Here is a 16407-nt window from a genome sequence, read left to right as displayed (position 1 = left end):
GGTTTAAAAGGCTGTTTTCTCCTTAAAAGGACAGTTATTTTCTTAAAATTACCCCTAATCTCAGCAAACATGCAAAAATAAGGCCAAAAATAAAAACCTGCTGACTCGAAGGTTCAACAGGCGTTATTTTGGCATTTATACCACTTTTTTAGCGTCTGTAAGTTAAGTATCGTTCATACCATATATCAATAAAGTCCGGTGCAAAAGGGCCCTTTCTCTGGCGGATCCAATGGATGAGATTGTCCACATTGGATTTTAAGATGCTGTCAATTACATCGGGATAATTCATTTCCTGACGGTGCCGTTCATACTCATCTTCATCCAATAGATTAAACGTCATATCCGGAAATACTTTAATATCCAGATCATAGTCAATATACTTTAACGCTTCTCCGTCAAAAATAAATGGCGAGCTAATGTTGCAGTAGTAATATACTCCGTCCTCCCGAATCATTCCAATCACATTAAACCAGTGCTGGGAATGAAAATAACAAATGGCCGGCTCTCTTGTAACCCATGTTCTTCCGTCAGATTCTGTTACAATCGTCCGGTCATTACCGCCAATCACTAAATTTTGTGTCCCTTTTAATACGGTTGTTTCCTCCCAGACGCGGTGGATATGCCCATTATGTTTATAGCTGTGAATTTGCATTGGTTCGCCTTCTATGGGTACCGCCATTTTTTCCCCTACTTTCCTATTCCGGAAGCTTTGCAACCTGTAAAAAATTTTCGGCGCTTTTTTAAGCGCCCTCTCCTCCATGCTGAAGCTTTACGCTTTGCAGCATGAGCTCAATACTATTAATAGACAAAAGGCAACAAAGTACGATTCCTGTTTTCTACTATTATAACGGTAAAAGGAAAATTTTAAAACAAAAGAGCCATTGAATTGTATCAACGGCTGCCAAAAAAGGATATAATAGCTGATTTTAACCTTTTAAAATCCTTTAATTGTTTATGTTTTTAAGCTGATTTAGAATCAAACAGTATTTAGAGATAAGTCATTTTAAACGGTTACATTCACTTCCTGGTAGGAGCGGATAACCTCTTCTGTCTGTTCCTCAAAAACACGGTGAATCTCTTTCAGCTCAGATTTCATCCTTGCAATTTCGTACTGGACACTTTCCAGTTCCGTTTCCTGCTGGATAGCTTTAAGTTCTTCCTCAATCTCCTGGCAGCGTTCCAATTCACTTTGCAGATAAAGAAGCTTTTCCATCGTTTTCATTTGCTCTGACACCAGACTGTTAAAGTTTTCCATGATCGTTTCACCGTCCCATTTATTTTTCCTAGTATGTATTATTCGATGCCCCTTCTTCCAACCCTTTGACTACTTATGTTGACTTTATGGAAGTTTTGTCGATTCCTTTTTTCTTGGTCAATTCCAATATAAGTTGTTTCCTTCTTAAGTGGAAAATAAAACTGTTTCCACAAAAACTCTGTAAATTTGTCTGTTGATCAGCTCCAGCGCTCGCTTTCCGCGGGCGGCCCGGGAGCGTCCTTGGCGCATGCGCGCCTGCGGGGTCTCCCTTTGACTCGCGCCTTCCGCTCCAATCAACATAGTGCCAAAATAAACAATGAGCTTTTAACATAGTCTCCACAAAAAAAGAAACCGCCCTTTCCGAATGAAGGACGGTTTCAATTAAGTACAGCTAAATTTAATTAGCGGCTTTGACGGCCAGCGTTTTGGCCCTTTTTAGCTTCAGCTTGCTGGTTTTGCTGTCTTACTTCTGCAGCGTTAGTTTCACTGGCAAATTCAGTGCCGAATTGACCTTGGCCAGCTTGGCCAGCAGATTGAGCGTTTTGTTGTCTCACTTCTTGAACGTTAGTTCCAGCTTGAGTTTGGTTTGGTTGTTTAGCCATTATAATCACCTCCACGCTCATTAATTTAACCCGGTGGGGAGGAAACTATCCTACCTTTTTTATAACCAAAAATATCCAATAGCTGTTCTACACGAGCAGCGAAATGCCGCCATCCACAATAATAGTCTGGCCGCGGATCATGCTTGATTCTTTTCCAATTAGAAACATTACCGTATTTACCATATCTTCAATTTCTACCATGCGCCCTGCAGGCGTCTTGGTTTTTGCTTCTTCCAGAAGCTCAGCACGATTAGGAAAATGCTTTAATGCTTCTGTATCGACCGCACCACCTGAAACAGCGTTTACAATTATATTTTTAGGTGCCAATTCAACTGCCAAATAGCGTGTGAGTGCTTCTAAAGCTGCTTTAGAAACACCGACTGTGGTGTAATTTTCCAGATAGCGGATAGATCCCAGAGAGCTGATGCTTACTATTCTTCCGCCTTCGTTTTTCTCCATTAGCTTTGCTGCTTCCTGCGCACAGAATAATAAAGCTTTGCTGTTAATGTTCATGGTCCAATCCCAATGGGATTCTTCCAATTCCATCGCCGGACGCAAAACACCTGAAGCTGCGTTATTCACAAAAACGTCCAGCCTTCCAAATTCACGGTCAATTTCCTGAAAAAGCCCTTTAATTTTTTCCACGTCGCCAACATTTGCTTTTACTACCAGCACCTTTCTTCCCAGTGCCTCAATTTCGGCAGCTGTCTCATTGGCGGCTGATTTGCTGCGTGCATAATTGATGACAATATCATAGCCTTCTTTTGCAAGCCTAATGGCTGTGGCCTTTCCAATCCCTCTGCTGCTTCCTGTTATAAGCGCTACTTTTTGTGTCATGATTCATTTCCTTTCTTTTATGAATTCCTTTTTCAAAATTAGTTTAAGGATCGCTATCCCGGAAATCTAAAAATAAATTCCCTGTTTCGCTTATCATTTTAGCTTTTTCCATGTATAGATGGCAATTCGGATTAAAACACTATCAGTAATTAAATCGAGATGAAAGGAAGATAGCAAATGTATGTTGGCCGTGATATGACCGAGCTTTCCATGATGCCAAAAACTGACTGGAAGGACAGTGAACTTGCTTTTTATCATCATTCATTTCAGCAAATTATGCCCTATTTAAATGCCGAGGGACAAACCATCCATAGGGAAATAATTGAAGAAATTGAGAGTCGGGGCGGGTTAAAAAGACAGGAAGCCGATTATACCCATGGAACGCGTGTAAGCTACGATTAAGCGATAACCTTTAAAGAGGGGGATACCCCCCTTTTTTTCTATACTTTACTGTCCAAAAATTGCTTGAACATCTTCTGGTGGGAAACCGGAAAAGGGAATTCTTTGATTTCTTCAAGGGTAACCAATTTTAAATCGGCTTCTTCCTTTACAACCGAAATAATTTTCCCTTTGTAAACATTGATATTCCACGTTAAATGGGAAAAAACATGCTCGATTTGGCCTGTCATTTCATCAATTTCGATTTTTGCACCATATTCCGTGTGGAATGCATCCTTCATTTGCTCTTTTTCACTTACATAAGCAAGATTAATCTCTACCATCGGAAACTCCCACAGATTTGCGAGGAGGCCTTTTTCCGGACGTTTATGAATGAGGATTCTTCCTTGATTGTCTGCGAGAACCGCCGCCGCCAATTGCACATTACGCTGCTTTTTTGTTTTCGTTTTTATAGGAAGCTCTAGCTGTGTCCCTTCATGAAAAGCGGTACAATGCTCCCGGACAGGACATAATAAGCAGGAAGGTGACGTCGGTGTACAGATTAAAGCCCCGAGCTCCATCAGCGCCTGATTGAAATGGGATGGATTTTCGTGTGAAATCAGTTTTCGGACCGCAGCTTCAAAAACCTTTCTTGTCGAAGGCTTTGCAATATCGTCCCAGATGGAAAGAATACGGGAAAGAACACGCATAACATTGCCATCAACGGCCGGTTCGGGAATGCCGTAAGCGATGCTTAAAATTGCTCCAGCTGTATATGGTCCCACTCCTTTTAATGAGGAGATTTCTTTGGGTGTATCCGGAACTTTTCCGCCATATTTTTCGTGGACTTCCCGGACAGCCGCCTGCAGGTTTCTTGCCCTTGAATAATAGCCCAAACCTTCCCAGGCCTTTAACACCTTTTCTTCTTTTGCTTCAGATAGATCTTTTATCGTAGGAAACTGCTCAATAAAACGATGAAAATAAGGAATGACGGTATCCACTCTGGTTTGCTGCAGCATGATTTCCGAAACCCAAACCTTATAGGGATCCTGGTCCTTTCTCCATGGGAGATCCCTTTGTTCTGCTTGAAACCAGCATAACAGATCATCCTGAAAACCTTTTATATCAATTGAATCAATATTGTTTTTGCTTATTTCTTTCAATTTTTGCTCCTCCTGATGTTAAACAATCGGAAATATGGGAATATATTAGTACAGTTGCTTTTTTAAAGCCCAGCAATCCATTTTGGCCAATCCGCCAGAAATAAATGGATCCAACCTGCCAAATACATTGTGCTTTTTGGATTTGCGAAGTTTTTTCAAAGCAAAATAATGGGACTCAGTTGGAAGTATAAAGGATTCAATAATCTTGTATGAATCCGCATTATAGTGAGAGATATTAATTTCTGCCGCATCATAATAAGGCAGCCTATTAATCACATTAGACATCACTTCCTGATACTGGGAAAATAATGTGTTTTTCACTTCATATTGCACAATCATTTGAACATTTTGTTTCATTTTAAGCAACTCCTTTAAAGGTACCCATAATTAGCTGTTAATACAAGAAATTTGTTGATACACTTTAGAAAAGCGGAGGCGCCTTGGTCAAACGGAACGAAGACCGCCACGTCCTCCCAAAAGCTAACGCTTTCGGTCGTGCGATGAAAATGCTGACGCAGCGTTCCTTATTCATGCGGGCCTCAAACTTAAGACGTAAACCTCGAAGGGCCTGCCCTCCGAAGGGGAACGACTGCTTAAGATCTCCAAGGGCTAGGCGCCGTAACTAGACAATTATTGAATTTTAAAATTCACACATTCCTACTTAAATCATGTTCCCAAGGAAGGAGGTACTTTCCTCTTGGATACCGGCACACATGTAGTAATGGGGCTGGCGATTGGCGGCATTGCCACTCTTGATCCGGTTGTTGCACAAAGTTCGGCAACTGCAACCAGCGTCATGATTGGAGCAATCGTAGGTTCACAAATACCAGATATTGATACAGTTTTAAAGCTTAGAAATAACGCCGTTTATATACGCAACCATAGGGGAATTACCCATTCCATCCCAGCTGTTCTGCTATGGCCGCTGGTGATATTAGCGGTTATTTATCCGTTTTTTCCGGATGCTAACTTGCTTCATCTTTGGATTTGGACATTTTTGGCCGTTTTCCTGCATGTATTTGTCGACATTTTTAATGCATATGGAACACAGGCACTGAGGCCTTTTTCGTCGAAATGGGTCGCATTGGGAGTCATTAACACGTTTGACCCATTTATTTTCGGGATTCATGTTGCCGGATTATTTATTTGGGCATTTGGTGCCCATCCCGGATATACATTTTTAGTCATATACGGAATTATAGTGGTGTACTATCTGCTGCGTTTTGCAACCCAAAGGAGCGTCCTAAAAGCTGTAAAGGCCATCATTCCAGATGCAACCGAAATCATCATTGCCCCAACCATGAGATTTAACCACTGGCGGGTTGCGGTAATGAGCAAGCATCAGTTTTTCGTAGGACGCGCTGTTAAAAATCACGTCCGGATTCTCGATCAATTCAATCGCGTTCCCGTTCCTGAAACCCCGGTGCTTGAAGCAGCAAAGAAAGATAAGAACCTATCTGCATTCCTATCCTTCTCTCCTGTTTACCGCTGGGAAGTGGATGAATATGATGATTATTATGAAGTGCGTTTCATTGATCTGCGTTATCGAAGCAATGGCCATTACCCGTTCGTGGCTGTTGTCCAGCTTGACCGGGAATTAACCATTCAGTCTTCCTACACGGGCTGGATTTTCAGTGAAGAAAAACTCCGTAAAAAACTGGATATTATTCCCGGGTAAATTTAAAAACAGGCTGCCTTTCCTGAGGCAGCCTGTTTTTAATTAAGTTTATTTTTGTCCTGTTCAAGCAAATGTTTGTATTTAGGATTATTAGCCACAAATTCATGGAGTCTGCTGCCGTAATTTTCTACCCATTGCCTTACAATACGCTCCGTCATTTCGCTGCCTTTATATTCTCTGCCGGCTTTGGCATATGTTGCTTCAAAGTCCTCCCAAAGAAGTTCAATCCATGTTTGGGCCTGGCCGGCTGACAGCTTATCATTTTTTTTCACTAAAAGTTCATAAAGCTTTTGCTGGTATTCATTCATAAAAATCACCTCATTACCATTTATTAAAGGGCTTTAATCATCATAGCCTAGCTTACAAAAACAAATAATAGTACTACGTGAATGGCATTAATGCTGTTCACTCTCTATTCCGTTTTAGGAGGCTGCTTATGCGCAATAAAGCAAGAAATTTCCCAAATCAAAACAACAATAAATTAGAGGGCGAGCCACGGGCTAAAGCGGAGTACGCTTCACGCCGGGCTGATGGCACCATCAATACACACCCTCAAGAACGGATGAGAGCTTCATCAAACCGAGAGAACGATACACCTGATTTTTAAAATTTGAGGAGGCTTGGTTATGGGAAACAGCAAAAAGTTTTTTGGCGACAATCCGTACTCCAGTCCATTTACTTCTCCAAACTTCCGGCCTAAAAAGGCCCATTCACAGGTGAATGGAGAAACCCAGCAAACTCAAGACCTCATCATTTTAGAAAGACAAACTAGAAAGAGATCATAAACTGGTTGAAAGAGGATGTTCAAATCATCCTCTTTTTTCCATTTTTTTAAGCATAGAAATCGGCAAAGCCTCTTCTCCCTTTCCATTTAACCGATATCCCCAAGCAAATACTCCATTCATATATTCAATTTTAAAATACACTCCTGGATCCCCTTCAATTTGATATAATTCCCCTGGCTTAAAATCATCCGGATTGAGCAGGTAGGACTTAGCCATTATCACTTTTCGCTCCAGTACCGCAAACTCATTCACCATACCCATCTGTTCTGCTTTCCTGGCTTTTTCATTCAGGCTGGCGATTTCCTGCTGCAATTCATATGTCGTCATTGTGCTATATCTTTTCTCCTGCATAACGATCCCTCTTACTTTCTCTAGATAATTAAATCCTGTTTGGAACACTCTAACCTATAGAGGATTTATTATTTAAAAAACTTTTCTACATAGCTAAGTATATGGGAAAAAACATGGTTAGAAAAGACTGGAGCTTTCAGACCTAAAGCCTACGAAAAGAAATACACTGCCGATTTTGCTAAAATGATTTTTATAGAATAGTTCTCAAAAGGAGTGATACAAATATGAAATCCCTTATAGTTACGGGTGCAGGATCAGGATTAGGAAGGGAACTTGCATTATTATACGCAAAACAAGGCTTCCATATCATTTTGACGGGACGGACACTCGAGAAACTTAAGAAAGTGGAAAGGGAAATACAAGATGCCGGCGGAAGCGCACAATCCTTTTCTGTTGATGTCACCAAGCTCGAAGAAGTCCGCCAATTTATAGAGGATGCAGTCCGAAGCTATCCTCTCTTCGGCTTGATTAATAATGCCGGAGTTGGCCACTTTGGCCCATTTGAAGAAATGGCTGAAAAAGAAATTAGCGAAATGCTTGATACTAATGTACTTGGCACTATTTATATGTCACAGGCAATTTTGCCTTATTTAAAAGAAAGAAACGAAGGATTGCTGATGAATATCATTTCCACAGCGGGCCTAAAAGGAAAGGTAAATGAAGCTGGATATGTGGCAAGCAAATTTGCTGTAAGAGGGCTCACAGAGAGCCTGCAGAAAGAGCTTGAGGATACAAATATCAAGGTCAAAGCCGTATATATGGGCGGCATGGACACACCTTTCTGGGATGAAAGCGACCACATCAAGGATAAATCAAGGCTTCGCTCTCCTAAAGAAGTTGCAGAGTTGATTTTGGACAGCATTGATGAAGATACAATTGTGATAGAGTCTAACAGAAAATAACACATGGCTTTATGCCATGTGTTTCTTATATATCCTCTTCTTCATTTAAATACTGCGCAATTAAGTCAAATGAAAATCCTTTGCGGAATAAGGTTTGTTTCATTTTCTGCTTGTATTCAAATTTTGGCAGCTTTACATATTTTCTCTTGGCTTTTTCTGCCTGGAATTTTAGAGCTGCCATCTCTTCGTCCTCTTCTTTTTCAAGCTCAGTTTCCGCAATGGCTGCTTGAATAATTTCAAAATTAAAACCTTTGCGCATGAGCATTTGTTCTAGTTTTTGCTTGATTATCTTTGAGGAATCACGGGAAAGTTTTTGTGCCTGTTTACCGCAAAGCTTTATTGCTGTATCGAGCTCAATTTCCATGGGATACTCCTCCAATGCTTCCTCAATTAATTTTGAGGAAATTCCTTTTTCCCTGAGTTCATTGCGGATTAATCCTTTGCCTTTATCTGAAGTGTTCATTTGTGTACGCACGAAAGCTTTTGCGAATTCTTCATCGTTTAAAAATTTATAGTCATATAATTTGTGTATAACTTCCTGTATAACAGGTTCTTCAACTTCTTTTTCAGCTAAATGTTTGCGGACTTCGGTTTCTGAGCGCATCCTTCTGGATAAATACTGAATAGCAGTGTTATAGGCTTTGCGTATATCATCCTTGTAGCCAATTTCACTAAGTGCGAATTCATCAAGCTCCAGTCCTTTTTTCAGCTGGTGTTTAATTAAAACATCTTCATCCACACTAAACGCGTATTCTTCACCCTTGCCATAATCCATATATATATTGTAGCGGTCTGTTTTCTTTTTCTGTACAGTGATTTTCGTAATAATCGGCATTTTCTCCACCTCTTTTTTAATGTAACACATTTAAAAAAGGTTTTAGAAAGAAAAACGTCGTAAGATGTAAGAAAGTATTGCCACTTGAAAGGGGAATTTCCCATGAGAATAGCCATAACAGGAGGTACCGGTTTCGTTGGAAGCGCCTTGACGAAAAAATTATTGGAGAACGGACACGAGCTTTTTATTTTAACGAGAAATGCTGGGAACAAACAAAATTCCAAAAATCTTTATTATGTACAGTGGTTGAATAAAGCTGATTCACCGGAGGATGAGCTTGAAGGAATAGATGTATTTATCAATCTGGCTGGGGAATCCATTAACAGCGGCAGATGGACATTGGAACGCAAGAAGCGTATTTTCAACAGTCGGATTACAGCAACCAAGGAAGTGCTTCGCATTATCAGCCGTCTGGCAGAAAAGCCCTATACCTTAATTAACGCAAGTGCAGTCGGATACTATGGGACTTCAGAAAATGAAACTTTTACGGAAGTATCCAAAAACGCAGGCTCTGACTTTTTAGCTGAGACAGTAAGGCGATGGGAAATGGAGGCCTCCAAAGCGGAAGAATGGGAGGTCCGTACAATTTTTTGCCGTTTTGGTATTATTCTCGAGAAAAATGAAGGTGCCCTTCCACGAATGGCGCTCCCCTATAAATTATTTGCTGGTGGTACAGTTGGATCTGGCTGTCAATGGGTTTCCTGGATCCATTTGAATGATGTTGTCAGCGGGATCCTATTTTGCATAGAAAAAGAACAGCTGCAAGGGCCGGTCAATTTTACTTCGCCAAATCCGGTTACAATGTATGAATTTGGCCAGATCCTTGGAGAGGTTCTCCATCGCCCTCACTGGATTCCTGCTCCAGGCTTTGCTTTAAAAATAGTCCTGGGAGAAATGAGCACCCTTGTATTAGAGGGCCAAAAAGTGCTGCCGAAGAAACTGACAGCATACGGGTATGAATTTTTGTTTAAGAGCTTGAAGCCAGCATTAACGGATATATACTTATAATTGGATTATTTGCGAAGTTTATTCTAAGCAGCAAAATCCATTTTTTCGCGGAATCTTCAGTATCAATTCTTTCAAATAAGGGAAAAATAAGGAAAGTTGAAGCATATTTTGAAAGGATGATACAAAATGGACAAAAAGAAAAAAGACAAATCCAAAAGTACATTATCCAGCATGCAGGAAGTAACCTATTCCAGAGAATTCAAAAGAGCTGACAAAGCCGGCGGATTTGCTGGAAGACAGCCAAAACATTAATTACCACCTATACCAGCCTTATAAATGGCACATGATAAAAGTACGGAAGCAATCTGTTTCCGTACTTTTATTGTTGAAAGGGGTTTTTTAAAATGGGTCGTGCACATGGGCATAAGACTCGTGACCGAAACAAAGCATCACTTCCACAAGTACCAAAGAACATGAAATCGGATGGTTTAGACGTAGAATTTGACCGCGATCTTGCCGATCACGATGACCTCGAAGCAATGGCACGTTCCAAGGCGGCTGACCAGCGTGCTAGAAGCAGACAAAAACGCTAAGCAGCCAGACATATAGCTTCCCATATGGAAGCAGCTCTTTTTCAATGGTGCTGAAGCTAGACAGTTATCAAAGTATAAAGATATACTTCCCTATCTTTAAAAAAGAAGCAGGGCAATATCCCTGCTTCTTCTCATTAAATTAGTGATTATGGACTTCTCTTTTGCCGATGCTGTTTCCGCCTTTTTTCATCATCGTCTTGATATATGGAATTGCAAATCTGTCAACGCCCCAGAAGTATGCACCGCTTCCGGTAAAGAGAAGGATGATTGCGGCTGTATATAATACGGGATTAGTGCTTGTAGTTCCTGCCAGTAAGAAGTTAAGGTTCATAAATGCACCTGCGATTAAAGCTGGGATTGTTGCTGCACCTAGGATAAGTCCGATACCAACAAGCACTTCGCCCCATGCAACTAAAAAGCTGAATAAATCTGCGTTAGGCACTGCTACACTTTCAAGGAATCCTGCGTACCAAGCCTGCACTGCAGGATGATCGCCGCCAGCTTTTGCAATAGCCCCCTGCATAAATCCGCCTGCATCAAACCCATCTGCTAATTTGTGCCACCCTGCTTCAAGCCATTGTATGCCAAGCCAAATTCTTAGTATTGTCCACGCTGCTGCCGCTTGCGGAGTTTTCCACCATTTCATGATAATCATCTCCATATTTTTTGTTGTGAAATTATTCACATTATCTGATAAAAAATTTTCAACCCATTTAGGGTTTTTAAAAGCCGGCCAGCTCTTTGGAAGAAAGGAAGCTTAAGCGAACCACTTTGTGAAGTATTTCACTATCTTTCTTCACTTTTAATATACTCCTTCCAACGCCTTTCTGCAATGGACTTCACCAATTTTTCACAATTATTGGGCTAAGTTTGATCAAGTTGTGAACAGATATTTTCCCACAAGGATGTGGATAATGTTAATAAGTTAAATAACAGCTTTCACCGTGGTATATTACATCTTTTTATGGATGTTAATAAAATCCTGTGGATATTTCCATCGAATTCTGTGGATAGCGTTGATAAGTTTGTGGATCACTTTTAGAACAAGCTTTAATATGTTGATAACTACGTGAATAAGTAAACAACCTGATTATCATACCTTTTTTTCCCCTTACTGGGAAGGGGTCATTTAACTTTTTGTCTTTTTAGCTCTGTTAAACTTGCCGGATTCAGTTGGGCTGAGATTAAGGAACCTTTCTTCAGTTCCTTTTTTATTGGCTTGGAGAGTTGAAGCCAAATGAAAGTTCTTCTTCTAAAAGTAATTTTTAAAAGTACGATTTCTTCTGCCCAAAGCCGGGAATAGGAAAGATATGTTTGCAAAACGGATTCAGTTAAAACTAAAGGAGGACCTTTTAAAATATGCTTGAGAATGTATTGAAGGATCTCATTTCAATTAACAGTTCTACCAAGGAGGGGGCAAACCGGGCAATCGAATATTGCCACCAGTGGCTGTCAGGCCATGACCTCCCTTCTGAATTGATTGAAAACAACGGATATAAAATGGCAGTCTGCGAGATTGGAAGCGGTGATCAAACCGTCATCTTTAATGGCCATGTCGATGTTGTGTCAGGAAAGGATGAGCAATTTATTCCTGTGGAAGTGAGAGATAAAATCTATGGCCGCGGTGCAGCTGATATGAAAGCGGGAGTTGCTGCCATGATGTGTGCGGTCAAAGAGCTTCACAATAAACCCATAGGCGTGAAAATACAGCTCCAAATTGTATCAGATGAAGAAATAGGCGGGTTTAATTGTTCCGGCTATCTCGCAGAGCAGGGGTTTCGCGGTGATTTTGTCATTTGTTCTGAACCCACTCAGCTGGGGATCGCGCTAGAAGCAAAAGGCGTTATCAGGCTGGATATCGAAATTGAAGGGGACCCAGCCCATGGCAGCCGTCCTTGGGAAGGGGTAAACGCAATTGAAAAAGCCTTTGAAGTCCATCAAAAACTACTAAAATTGCCTTTTGCAAAAGAATCATCCGAGTTCTATCCATACCCATCTATTAATTTGGCTAAAATTAAGGGCGGCGATGTATATAATAAAGTTCCTGAAAAATGTGTGATGTCCTATGATATCCGCTACTTGCCTACACAGAATCATGAAGACGTCATCAAACAAATTGAAGGCATTACAAATGGCGAAGTAATCATCAATATGTTCAGTAAACCGCTTGTTACTGAAAGGGACAACCCATTCATCCTTATGCTCGAACCGATCGTCGAGAAACATACGGAAGATAAAGCAGTGTTCTTCGGGCAGCACGGTTCTGCCGATACGGTCTTTTTCGCTAATTATGGTATACCGGCTATCGAATTTGGCCCTTCCGGCTTAAACTGGCACGGTGATAAAGAATATGTTCTTCCTCACTCTATCCATTTATATGTAAAAATGCTTATAGACTTCGCTATGAAGTTTTCGAATTAAAGGAGGACTCTTAAAACTTAATAGATAGAATAAAAGGCGGACTCGAAATTGCTCAAGTCCGCCTTATTATGATAGGCTGCCCCATCTCATGCATGTGCACCAACTGCAGCTTTACCATGCAGCTGATAGTAAAAGCCCTCATGTATGAGAAGCGATTCATGCGTACCTTCTTCAATAATGCACCCCTCTTCAAGGACAAAAATCTTATCTGCATTTTGAATGGTATTTAAGCGATGGGCAATGACGAAGCTGGTCCGGCCCTTCATCAGTTCCTGCAGGGCATCCTGGATTTTTAGTTCTGTCACAGTATCAATGCTGCTTGTTGCCTCATCCAGAATCAAAATGCCAGGATTAGCGAGGAACGCCCTAGCAATAGATAACAGCTGTTTTTGCCCCTGGCTGATACCGCTTCCGTCCTGGCTTAAAACGGTGTCGTATTGCTGGGGGAGCTTCATGATGAACGAATGGGCGTTGGCGAGCTTTGCTGCTTTCTCAACTTCTTCATCTGAAGCTTCCAGCCTTCCGTAACGGATATTTTCACGGACCGTACCCCGGAATAGAAAGGAGTCCTGTAAGACGAAACCCATATTCTTCCGCAGGCTTTCTTTTTTCACAAGGGAGATATCCTGTCCATCTATTAAAATGCTTCCTGTATCCCGCTCATAAAAGCGCGACAGTAAATTGACCATGGTTGTTTTCCCTGCTCCGGTCGGACCTACGAAAGCAGCCGTCTGTCCCGCTTTCACATGGAGGTTAACATTCCTTACCGTATTGCCATCCTCTTCATATGAAAATGATACATTGCAGAACTCGACCTCTCCTTTAATATGCGAAAGCTCCTTAAGATCCTTTTCATTCTTAAACTCTTCCTCTTCATCCATAATGTCAAATACCCGCTCAGCTCCGGCAATCGCAGACAGCAGCGTGTTAAATTGGTTTGCCAGGTCATTCAGTGGACGGGTAAATTGGCGGGAATACTCGGTAAATATGACAATGACACCAATCGAGATCATTCCGTTTAGAGCAAAAATGCCCCCTATCCCAGCAATTATGGCAAAGCTAAGGTTATTCAGGACATTCATTAGCTTCGGAATAAACCCTGAGTAGGTCTGCGCCCAAAATCCTGCTCTCCTAAGCTTTTCCCCTTTTTCATGGAATTCGGCAATGACCTTTTTTTCCTGTGAGAACGTTTTGATGATTCGTTGCCCTGATATCGTTTCTTCAATAAAACCATTCAGCTCGCCCAGATTTTTTTGCTGCTCCTTGAATAGTTTTCCTGTCCTTTTTGTAATCCATTTCATGCCAAGAAACATTAATGGAACAATAATGAGCGTGATCAGCGTCAACAGCGGACTCAGCCACAGCATCACAGAAATCGTGCCAATTAGGGTAAGCAAACTGGAGAACACCTGGATAACCGAGCTATTCAAGGTAGAGCTGACATTCTCGATATCATTGGTAACCCTGCTCATTAATTCTCCTTGCTGCCGTTTATCAAAGAAAGGAATCGGCAGCTTATGCAAATGCCTGAAAAGCTTTGTTCTCATCGTAAAAACAGTTTCTTGGGCGATGCCGATCATCCAATAGTTCTGGAACCAGAGTGAAAGCGAGTGAAACACATAGATCACCGCCAGCCCTGCCAGCAAGGTGATAAAGCCATCGCTATTTCGTGTGACAATATATTCATCAATGGCCACCCCCACTAAAAATGGGCCTAACAAAGCCAATGCGGAACTGATGAGCACCATGAGAAGAACTAGGAACAACAAGCTCTTATTATAGGAAAGAAAGGTCCAAATCCGCTTTAAAGTCGCACCCATATCTTTTGATTTCGCCTTTTTCCCTAGTGAAACCTTTTCGTCAAGCTGGAGAGGAATTTTTTTATATTGGAATGGTCTTTTGAGCTGTTTAAGCATAGTTTCTATTCTCCTCTCCTGATTGGGATTGGAAAATCCTTTTGTATAATCCGGATGTTTTTAGCAGGCTGTCATGATCGCCTTCAGCCAGCAGCTTTCCATCCTCCAGAAGCAAAATCCGGTCCGCTTCAATTGCGGTGCTGATTTTCTGCGTGATAATCAATGTCGTGCAAGTATACTCCTTTAGAGCGCCCAGCAGCTTTGCTTCTGTTTTCATATCCAACGCGCTCGTGCTGTCATCGAGCAGCAAAATTTTCGGCATTCTCACAAGAGCCCGCGCAATCGACAATCTTTGTTTTTGCCCGCCGGATAGATTAACACCCTTTTGCCCCACTCTTGTATCATATTGCTGAGGAAGGTTCATAATGGTTTCGTGAATTTGTGCATTTACAGATGCTGCAGTAATTTCCACCATAGTGGCATCTTCCTTGCCCCATGAAATGTTTTCTTTCACACTTCCTGTAAAAAGCAAGGCTTCCTGCGGCACGAAACCGACCTTCCTGCGGAGGTTCTCCATTTTCATCTTGCGGACATCATGCCCATCAATCTTAACTATTCCTCCAGTTACATCATAAAGTCGGGGAATGAGCTGGAATAAAGAGGTCTTGCCCGCTCCCGTGGCTCCGAGGATGGCGACCGTTTCGCCCGGATTTATTTTAAAGCTAATATCTTCGAGAACCATTTCGGCCGTTCCCGGATATTGAAATGAGACATTTGTGAATTCAATTTTTCCTTCATTGACTGTTAAATCCTTTCGGGAGTCCCAAAGATCCGCTAAATCAACCTCTGTTTCCAATACCTCAGTGACACGATTTGCAGAGGCACGGGCCCTTGAAAAGGCCATAATAATCCAGGAAAAGATCGAAAAAGCAGCCGTTATCCTGGTTGCATAGTTGACAATTGCGACAACCTCTCCCACCTTCACACCCTCTGTATTGACCTGGATGCTCCCAAACCATAGTACACCCAGAATGCAAAGGTTCATAATCAGAAGAAGCACCGGCATGGTTACTTCCATAAGCCGCAATGCTTTGATTGTTCCATCTCTAAGATCCTTATTGGTTCCTGTAAAGCGTTTCACCTCATGCTTTCTGCGGACAAAGGCTTTTATTAAGCGAATGCCCGACAAATTTTCCTGCATAACACTATTTACTGCATCCAGTTTTTCCTGAACCTCTTTAAACATTGAACCCCCTTTGCCCATCACCCAAAACAGGAAAAGAAATAGAAAAGGTGCAACGACAGATAAAATGAGTGCCAGTTTTACATTCACAACAAATGCCATCCCAAGGCCGCCGATAATTAATAGCGGCGCTCTCATCATAATTCTAAGACTCATAAAGACTGTATTTTGCAGCTGTGTAATATCATTGGTCATTCTTGTAATCAGAGAAGAAGTAGGGAAGTGATTAAAATTGGCAAAAGAGAAGGATTGCACTTTTTCATATAAACTTTTTCTCACATCAAAACCGAAGCTTTGGCTGACATGGGCAGCATAGAAGGAATTGATTACGCCTGCAGCAAAAGCTGCAAATGAAGCTCCGACCATGATTCCTCCCCATTTCATAACCTCCTGAAGGTCGTTTTGCATAATACCTTTATCTATGATTTTTGCCATTAGCAATGGCTGAATAAGCTCAACCACGAGCTCTGTCAGCATTAGCAAAAGAGCAACCGCCACCGCGATCCGGTACGGTTTTAAGTATGATAGAATCCTCGCCATTCGTAGTCCCCCAAGCTGTA

At 41.5% G+C, this 16407-nt stretch carries 21 protein-coding genes; 9 read left to right on the top strand and 12 right to left on the bottom strand.

From position 1 onward, the window contains the following. Positions 1-148: 148 nt before the first annotated feature. The 4 genes from ntdP to fabL all read right to left on the bottom strand — a co-directional run bounded on the left by ntdP (position 149) and on the right by fabL (position 2694). A complete protein-coding gene (ntdP, locus tag IQ19_RS10190; RefSeq protein WP_026581721.1) occupies positions 149-679 on the bottom strand; it encodes a nucleoside tri-diphosphate phosphatase in 531 nt (176 codons plus the stop codon). Between the two features lie 324 nt (positions 680-1003). Continuing rightward, positions 1004-1255 carry a YgaB family protein gene (locus tag IQ19_RS10185; RefSeq protein WP_144542319.1) on the bottom strand — a complete coding sequence of 84 codons (252 nt, stop codon included), beginning with the start codon at positions 1253-1255 and terminating at the stop codon, positions 1004-1006. 401 nt (positions 1256-1656) lie between these two features. Next, positions 1657-1857, bottom strand: coding sequence for a gamma-type small acid-soluble spore protein (locus IQ19_RS10180; RefSeq protein ID WP_144542318.1), 201 nt, complete (start codon positions 1855-1857; stop codon positions 1657-1659). Between the two features lie 87 nt (positions 1858-1944). Next, entirely contained in the window at positions 1945-2694 is a 750-nt protein-coding gene (gene fabL, locus IQ19_RS10175) for an enoyl-[acyl-carrier-protein] reductase FabL (RefSeq protein ID WP_144542317.1), read from the bottom strand. A gap of 177 nt (positions 2695-2871) precedes the next feature. Between fabL and IQ19_RS10170 the strand changes: the two genes are divergently transcribed. Then, a complete protein-coding gene (locus IQ19_RS10170) occupies positions 2872-3096 on the top strand; it encodes a hypothetical protein (protein WP_144542316.1) in 225 nt (74 codons plus the stop codon). A gap of 38 nt (positions 3097-3134) precedes the next feature. Here IQ19_RS10170 and mutY read toward each other — a convergent pair whose 3' ends face one another. After that, positions 3135-4226, bottom strand: a complete 1092-nt coding sequence (gene mutY, locus IQ19_RS10165) for an A/G-specific adenine glycosylase (protein ID WP_415801804.1) — start codon at positions 4224-4226, stop codon at positions 3135-3137. A gap of 54 nt (positions 4227-4280) precedes the next feature. Beyond that, the gene (locus tag IQ19_RS10160) at positions 4281-4592 is read right to left on the bottom strand and encodes a hypothetical protein (RefSeq protein ID WP_144542314.1); all 312 of its coding nucleotides are present in this window, start codon (positions 4590-4592) and stop codon (positions 4281-4283) included. Between the two features lie 340 nt (positions 4593-4932). On the opposite strand from IQ19_RS10160, the gene IQ19_RS10155 reads away from it, so the two are divergent. Then, positions 4933-5913, top strand: a complete 981-nt coding sequence (locus IQ19_RS10155) for a metal-dependent hydrolase (protein WP_144542313.1) — start codon at positions 4933-4935, stop codon at positions 5911-5913. Between the two features lie 38 nt (positions 5914-5951). Here IQ19_RS10155 and IQ19_RS10150 read toward each other — a convergent pair whose 3' ends face one another. Beyond that, complete coding sequence (locus tag IQ19_RS10150) at positions 5952-6221, bottom strand: YfhJ family protein (RefSeq protein WP_144542312.1); 270 nt, start codon at positions 6219-6221, stop codon at positions 5952-5954. Between the two features lie 128 nt (positions 6222-6349). Between IQ19_RS10150 and IQ19_RS10145 the strand changes: the two genes are divergently transcribed. Then, positions 6350-6520 (top strand): small, acid-soluble spore protein K, encoded by a 171-nt coding sequence (locus tag IQ19_RS10145; RefSeq protein WP_144542311.1) that lies wholly within the window; start codon positions 6350-6352, stop codon positions 6518-6520. Between the two features lie 19 nt (positions 6521-6539). After that, positions 6540-6698 (top strand): YpzG family protein, encoded by a 159-nt coding sequence (locus IQ19_RS10140; RefSeq protein WP_144542310.1) that lies wholly within the window; start codon positions 6540-6542, stop codon positions 6696-6698. Between the two features lie 24 nt (positions 6699-6722). Here the strand turns inward: IQ19_RS10140 and IQ19_RS10135 are convergent, their stop codons facing one another. Continuing rightward, the gene (locus tag IQ19_RS10135; RefSeq protein WP_144542309.1) at positions 6723-7049 is read right to left on the bottom strand and encodes a YfhH family protein; all 327 of its coding nucleotides are present in this window, start codon (positions 7047-7049) and stop codon (positions 6723-6725) included. Between the two features lie 224 nt (positions 7050-7273). Here IQ19_RS10135 and IQ19_RS10130 point away from each other — a divergent pair, with 224 nt between their 5' ends. Continuing rightward, positions 7274-7951, top strand: a complete 678-nt coding sequence (locus tag IQ19_RS10130; RefSeq protein ID WP_144542308.1) for an SDR family NAD(P)-dependent oxidoreductase — start codon at positions 7274-7276, stop codon at positions 7949-7951. A 25-nt stretch (positions 7952-7976) separates the two neighbouring features. Here IQ19_RS10130 and recX read toward each other — a convergent pair whose 3' ends face one another. Next, positions 7977-8786: a recombination regulator RecX gene (gene recX, locus IQ19_RS10125; RefSeq protein WP_144542307.1), complete on the bottom strand. Its 810-nt coding sequence runs from the start codon at positions 8784-8786 to the stop codon at positions 7977-7979. A 102-nt stretch (positions 8787-8888) separates the two neighbouring features. Between recX and IQ19_RS10120 the strand changes: the two genes are divergently transcribed. From IQ19_RS10120 to IQ19_RS10110, 3 genes are all read left to right on the top strand, one after another. Further along, positions 8889-9794 carry a TIGR01777 family oxidoreductase gene (locus IQ19_RS10120; protein ID WP_144542306.1) on the top strand — a complete coding sequence of 302 codons (906 nt, stop codon included), beginning with the start codon at positions 8889-8891 and terminating at the stop codon, positions 9792-9794. 126 nt (positions 9795-9920) lie between these two features. Next, positions 9921-10046: a YfhE family protein gene (locus IQ19_RS10115; RefSeq protein ID WP_144542305.1), complete on the top strand. Its 126-nt coding sequence runs from the start codon at positions 9921-9923 to the stop codon at positions 10044-10046. Between the two features lie 92 nt (positions 10047-10138). Further along, positions 10139-10327, top strand: a complete 189-nt coding sequence (locus tag IQ19_RS10110) for a YfhD family protein (protein WP_144542304.1) — start codon at positions 10139-10141, stop codon at positions 10325-10327. Between the two features lie 139 nt (positions 10328-10466). Here IQ19_RS10110 and IQ19_RS10105 read toward each other — a convergent pair whose 3' ends face one another. After that, entirely contained in the window at positions 10467-10973 is a 507-nt protein-coding gene (locus IQ19_RS10105) for a DoxX family protein (protein WP_144542303.1), read from the bottom strand. Positions 10974-11686: 713 nt separating this feature from the next. On the opposite strand from IQ19_RS10105, the gene IQ19_RS10100 reads away from it, so the two are divergent. Next, entirely contained in the window at positions 11687-12748 is a 1062-nt protein-coding gene (locus IQ19_RS10100) for a M20 family metallopeptidase (protein ID WP_144542302.1), read from the top strand. Positions 12749-12834: 86 nt separating this feature from the next. Here IQ19_RS10100 and IQ19_RS10095 read toward each other — a convergent pair whose 3' ends face one another. Continuing rightward, positions 12835-14664, bottom strand: coding sequence for an ABC transporter ATP-binding protein (locus tag IQ19_RS10095; RefSeq protein WP_144542301.1), 1830 nt, complete (start codon positions 14662-14664; stop codon positions 12835-12837). Next, positions 14657-16387, bottom strand: coding sequence for an ABC transporter ATP-binding protein (locus IQ19_RS10090; RefSeq protein WP_144542300.1), 1731 nt, complete (start codon positions 16385-16387; stop codon positions 14657-14659). Before IQ19_RS10090 ends, IQ19_RS10095 begins: the two co-directional genes overlap by 8 nt. Between the last annotated feature and the right edge of the window lie 20 nt (positions 16388-16407).

Source organism: Cytobacillus oceanisediminis (assembly GCF_007830235.1).
GTDB classification, from domain to species: domain Bacteria; phylum Bacillota; class Bacilli; order Bacillales; family Cytobacillaceae; genus Cytobacillus; species Cytobacillus oceanisediminis.
The sequence above is the reverse complement of the archived record's forward strand: the minus strand, read 5'-3'. Positions and strand labels throughout refer to the sequence as shown.

What these genes read in the sequence shown, in the direction of transcription:
- IQ19_RS10140 (WP_144542310.1), top strand. Translation starts at nt 6,540, where the DNA reads ATGGGAAACAGCAAAAAGTTTTTTGGCGACAATCCGTACTCCAGTCCA.
- recX (WP_144542307.1), bottom strand. Translation starts at nt 8,786, where the DNA reads ATGCCGATTATTACGAAAATCACTGTACAGAAAAAGAAAACAGACCGC.
- IQ19_RS10120 (WP_144542306.1), top strand. Translation starts at nt 8,889, where the DNA reads ATGAGAATAGCCATAACAGGAGGTACCGGTTTCGTTGGAAGCGCCTTG.
- ntdP (WP_026581721.1), bottom strand. Translation starts at nt 679, where the DNA reads ATGGCGGTACCCATAGAAGGCGAACCAATGCAAATTCACAGCTATAAA.
- IQ19_RS10105 (WP_144542303.1), bottom strand. Translation starts at nt 10,973, where the DNA reads ATGAAATGGTGGAAAACTCCGCAAGCGGCAGCAGCGTGGACAATACTA.
- IQ19_RS10090 (WP_144542300.1), bottom strand. Translation starts at nt 16,387, where the DNA reads ATGGCGAGGATTCTATCATACTTAAAACCGTACCGGATCGCGGTGGCG.
- IQ19_RS10145 (WP_144542311.1), top strand. Translation starts at nt 6,350, where the DNA reads ATGCGCAATAAAGCAAGAAATTTCCCAAATCAAAACAACAATAAATTA.
- IQ19_RS10095 (WP_144542301.1), bottom strand. Translation starts at nt 14,664, where the DNA reads ATGCTTAAACAGCTCAAAAGACCATTCCAATATAAAAAAATTCCTCTC.
- IQ19_RS10185 (WP_144542319.1), bottom strand. Translation starts at nt 1,255, where the DNA reads ATGGAAAACTTTAACAGTCTGGTGTCAGAGCAAATGAAAACGATGGAA.
- IQ19_RS10130 (WP_144542308.1), top strand. Translation starts at nt 7,274, where the DNA reads ATGAAATCCCTTATAGTTACGGGTGCAGGATCAGGATTAGGAAGGGAA.
- IQ19_RS10150 (WP_144542312.1), bottom strand. Translation starts at nt 6,221, where the DNA reads ATGAATGAATACCAGCAAAAGCTTTATGAACTTTTAGTGAAAAAAAAT.
- IQ19_RS10160 (WP_144542314.1), bottom strand. Translation starts at nt 4,592, where the DNA reads ATGAAACAAAATGTTCAAATGATTGTGCAATATGAAGTGAAAAACACA.
- IQ19_RS10135 (WP_144542309.1), bottom strand. Translation starts at nt 7,049, where the DNA reads ATGCAGGAGAAAAGATATAGCACAATGACGACATATGAATTGCAGCAG.
- IQ19_RS10170 (WP_144542316.1), top strand. Translation starts at nt 2,872, where the DNA reads ATGTATGTTGGCCGTGATATGACCGAGCTTTCCATGATGCCAAAAACT.
- fabL (WP_144542317.1), bottom strand. Translation starts at nt 2,694, where the DNA reads ATGACACAAAAAGTAGCGCTTATAACAGGAAGCAGCAGAGGGATTGGA.
- IQ19_RS10180 (WP_144542318.1), bottom strand. Translation starts at nt 1,857, where the DNA reads ATGGCTAAACAACCAAACCAAACTCAAGCTGGAACTAACGTTCAAGAA.
- IQ19_RS10115 (WP_144542305.1), top strand. Translation starts at nt 9,921, where the DNA reads ATGGACAAAAAGAAAAAAGACAAATCCAAAAGTACATTATCCAGCATG.
- IQ19_RS10100 (WP_144542302.1), top strand. Translation starts at nt 11,687, where the DNA reads ATGCTTGAGAATGTATTGAAGGATCTCATTTCAATTAACAGTTCTACC.
- IQ19_RS10110 (WP_144542304.1), top strand. Translation starts at nt 10,139, where the DNA reads ATGGGTCGTGCACATGGGCATAAGACTCGTGACCGAAACAAAGCATCA.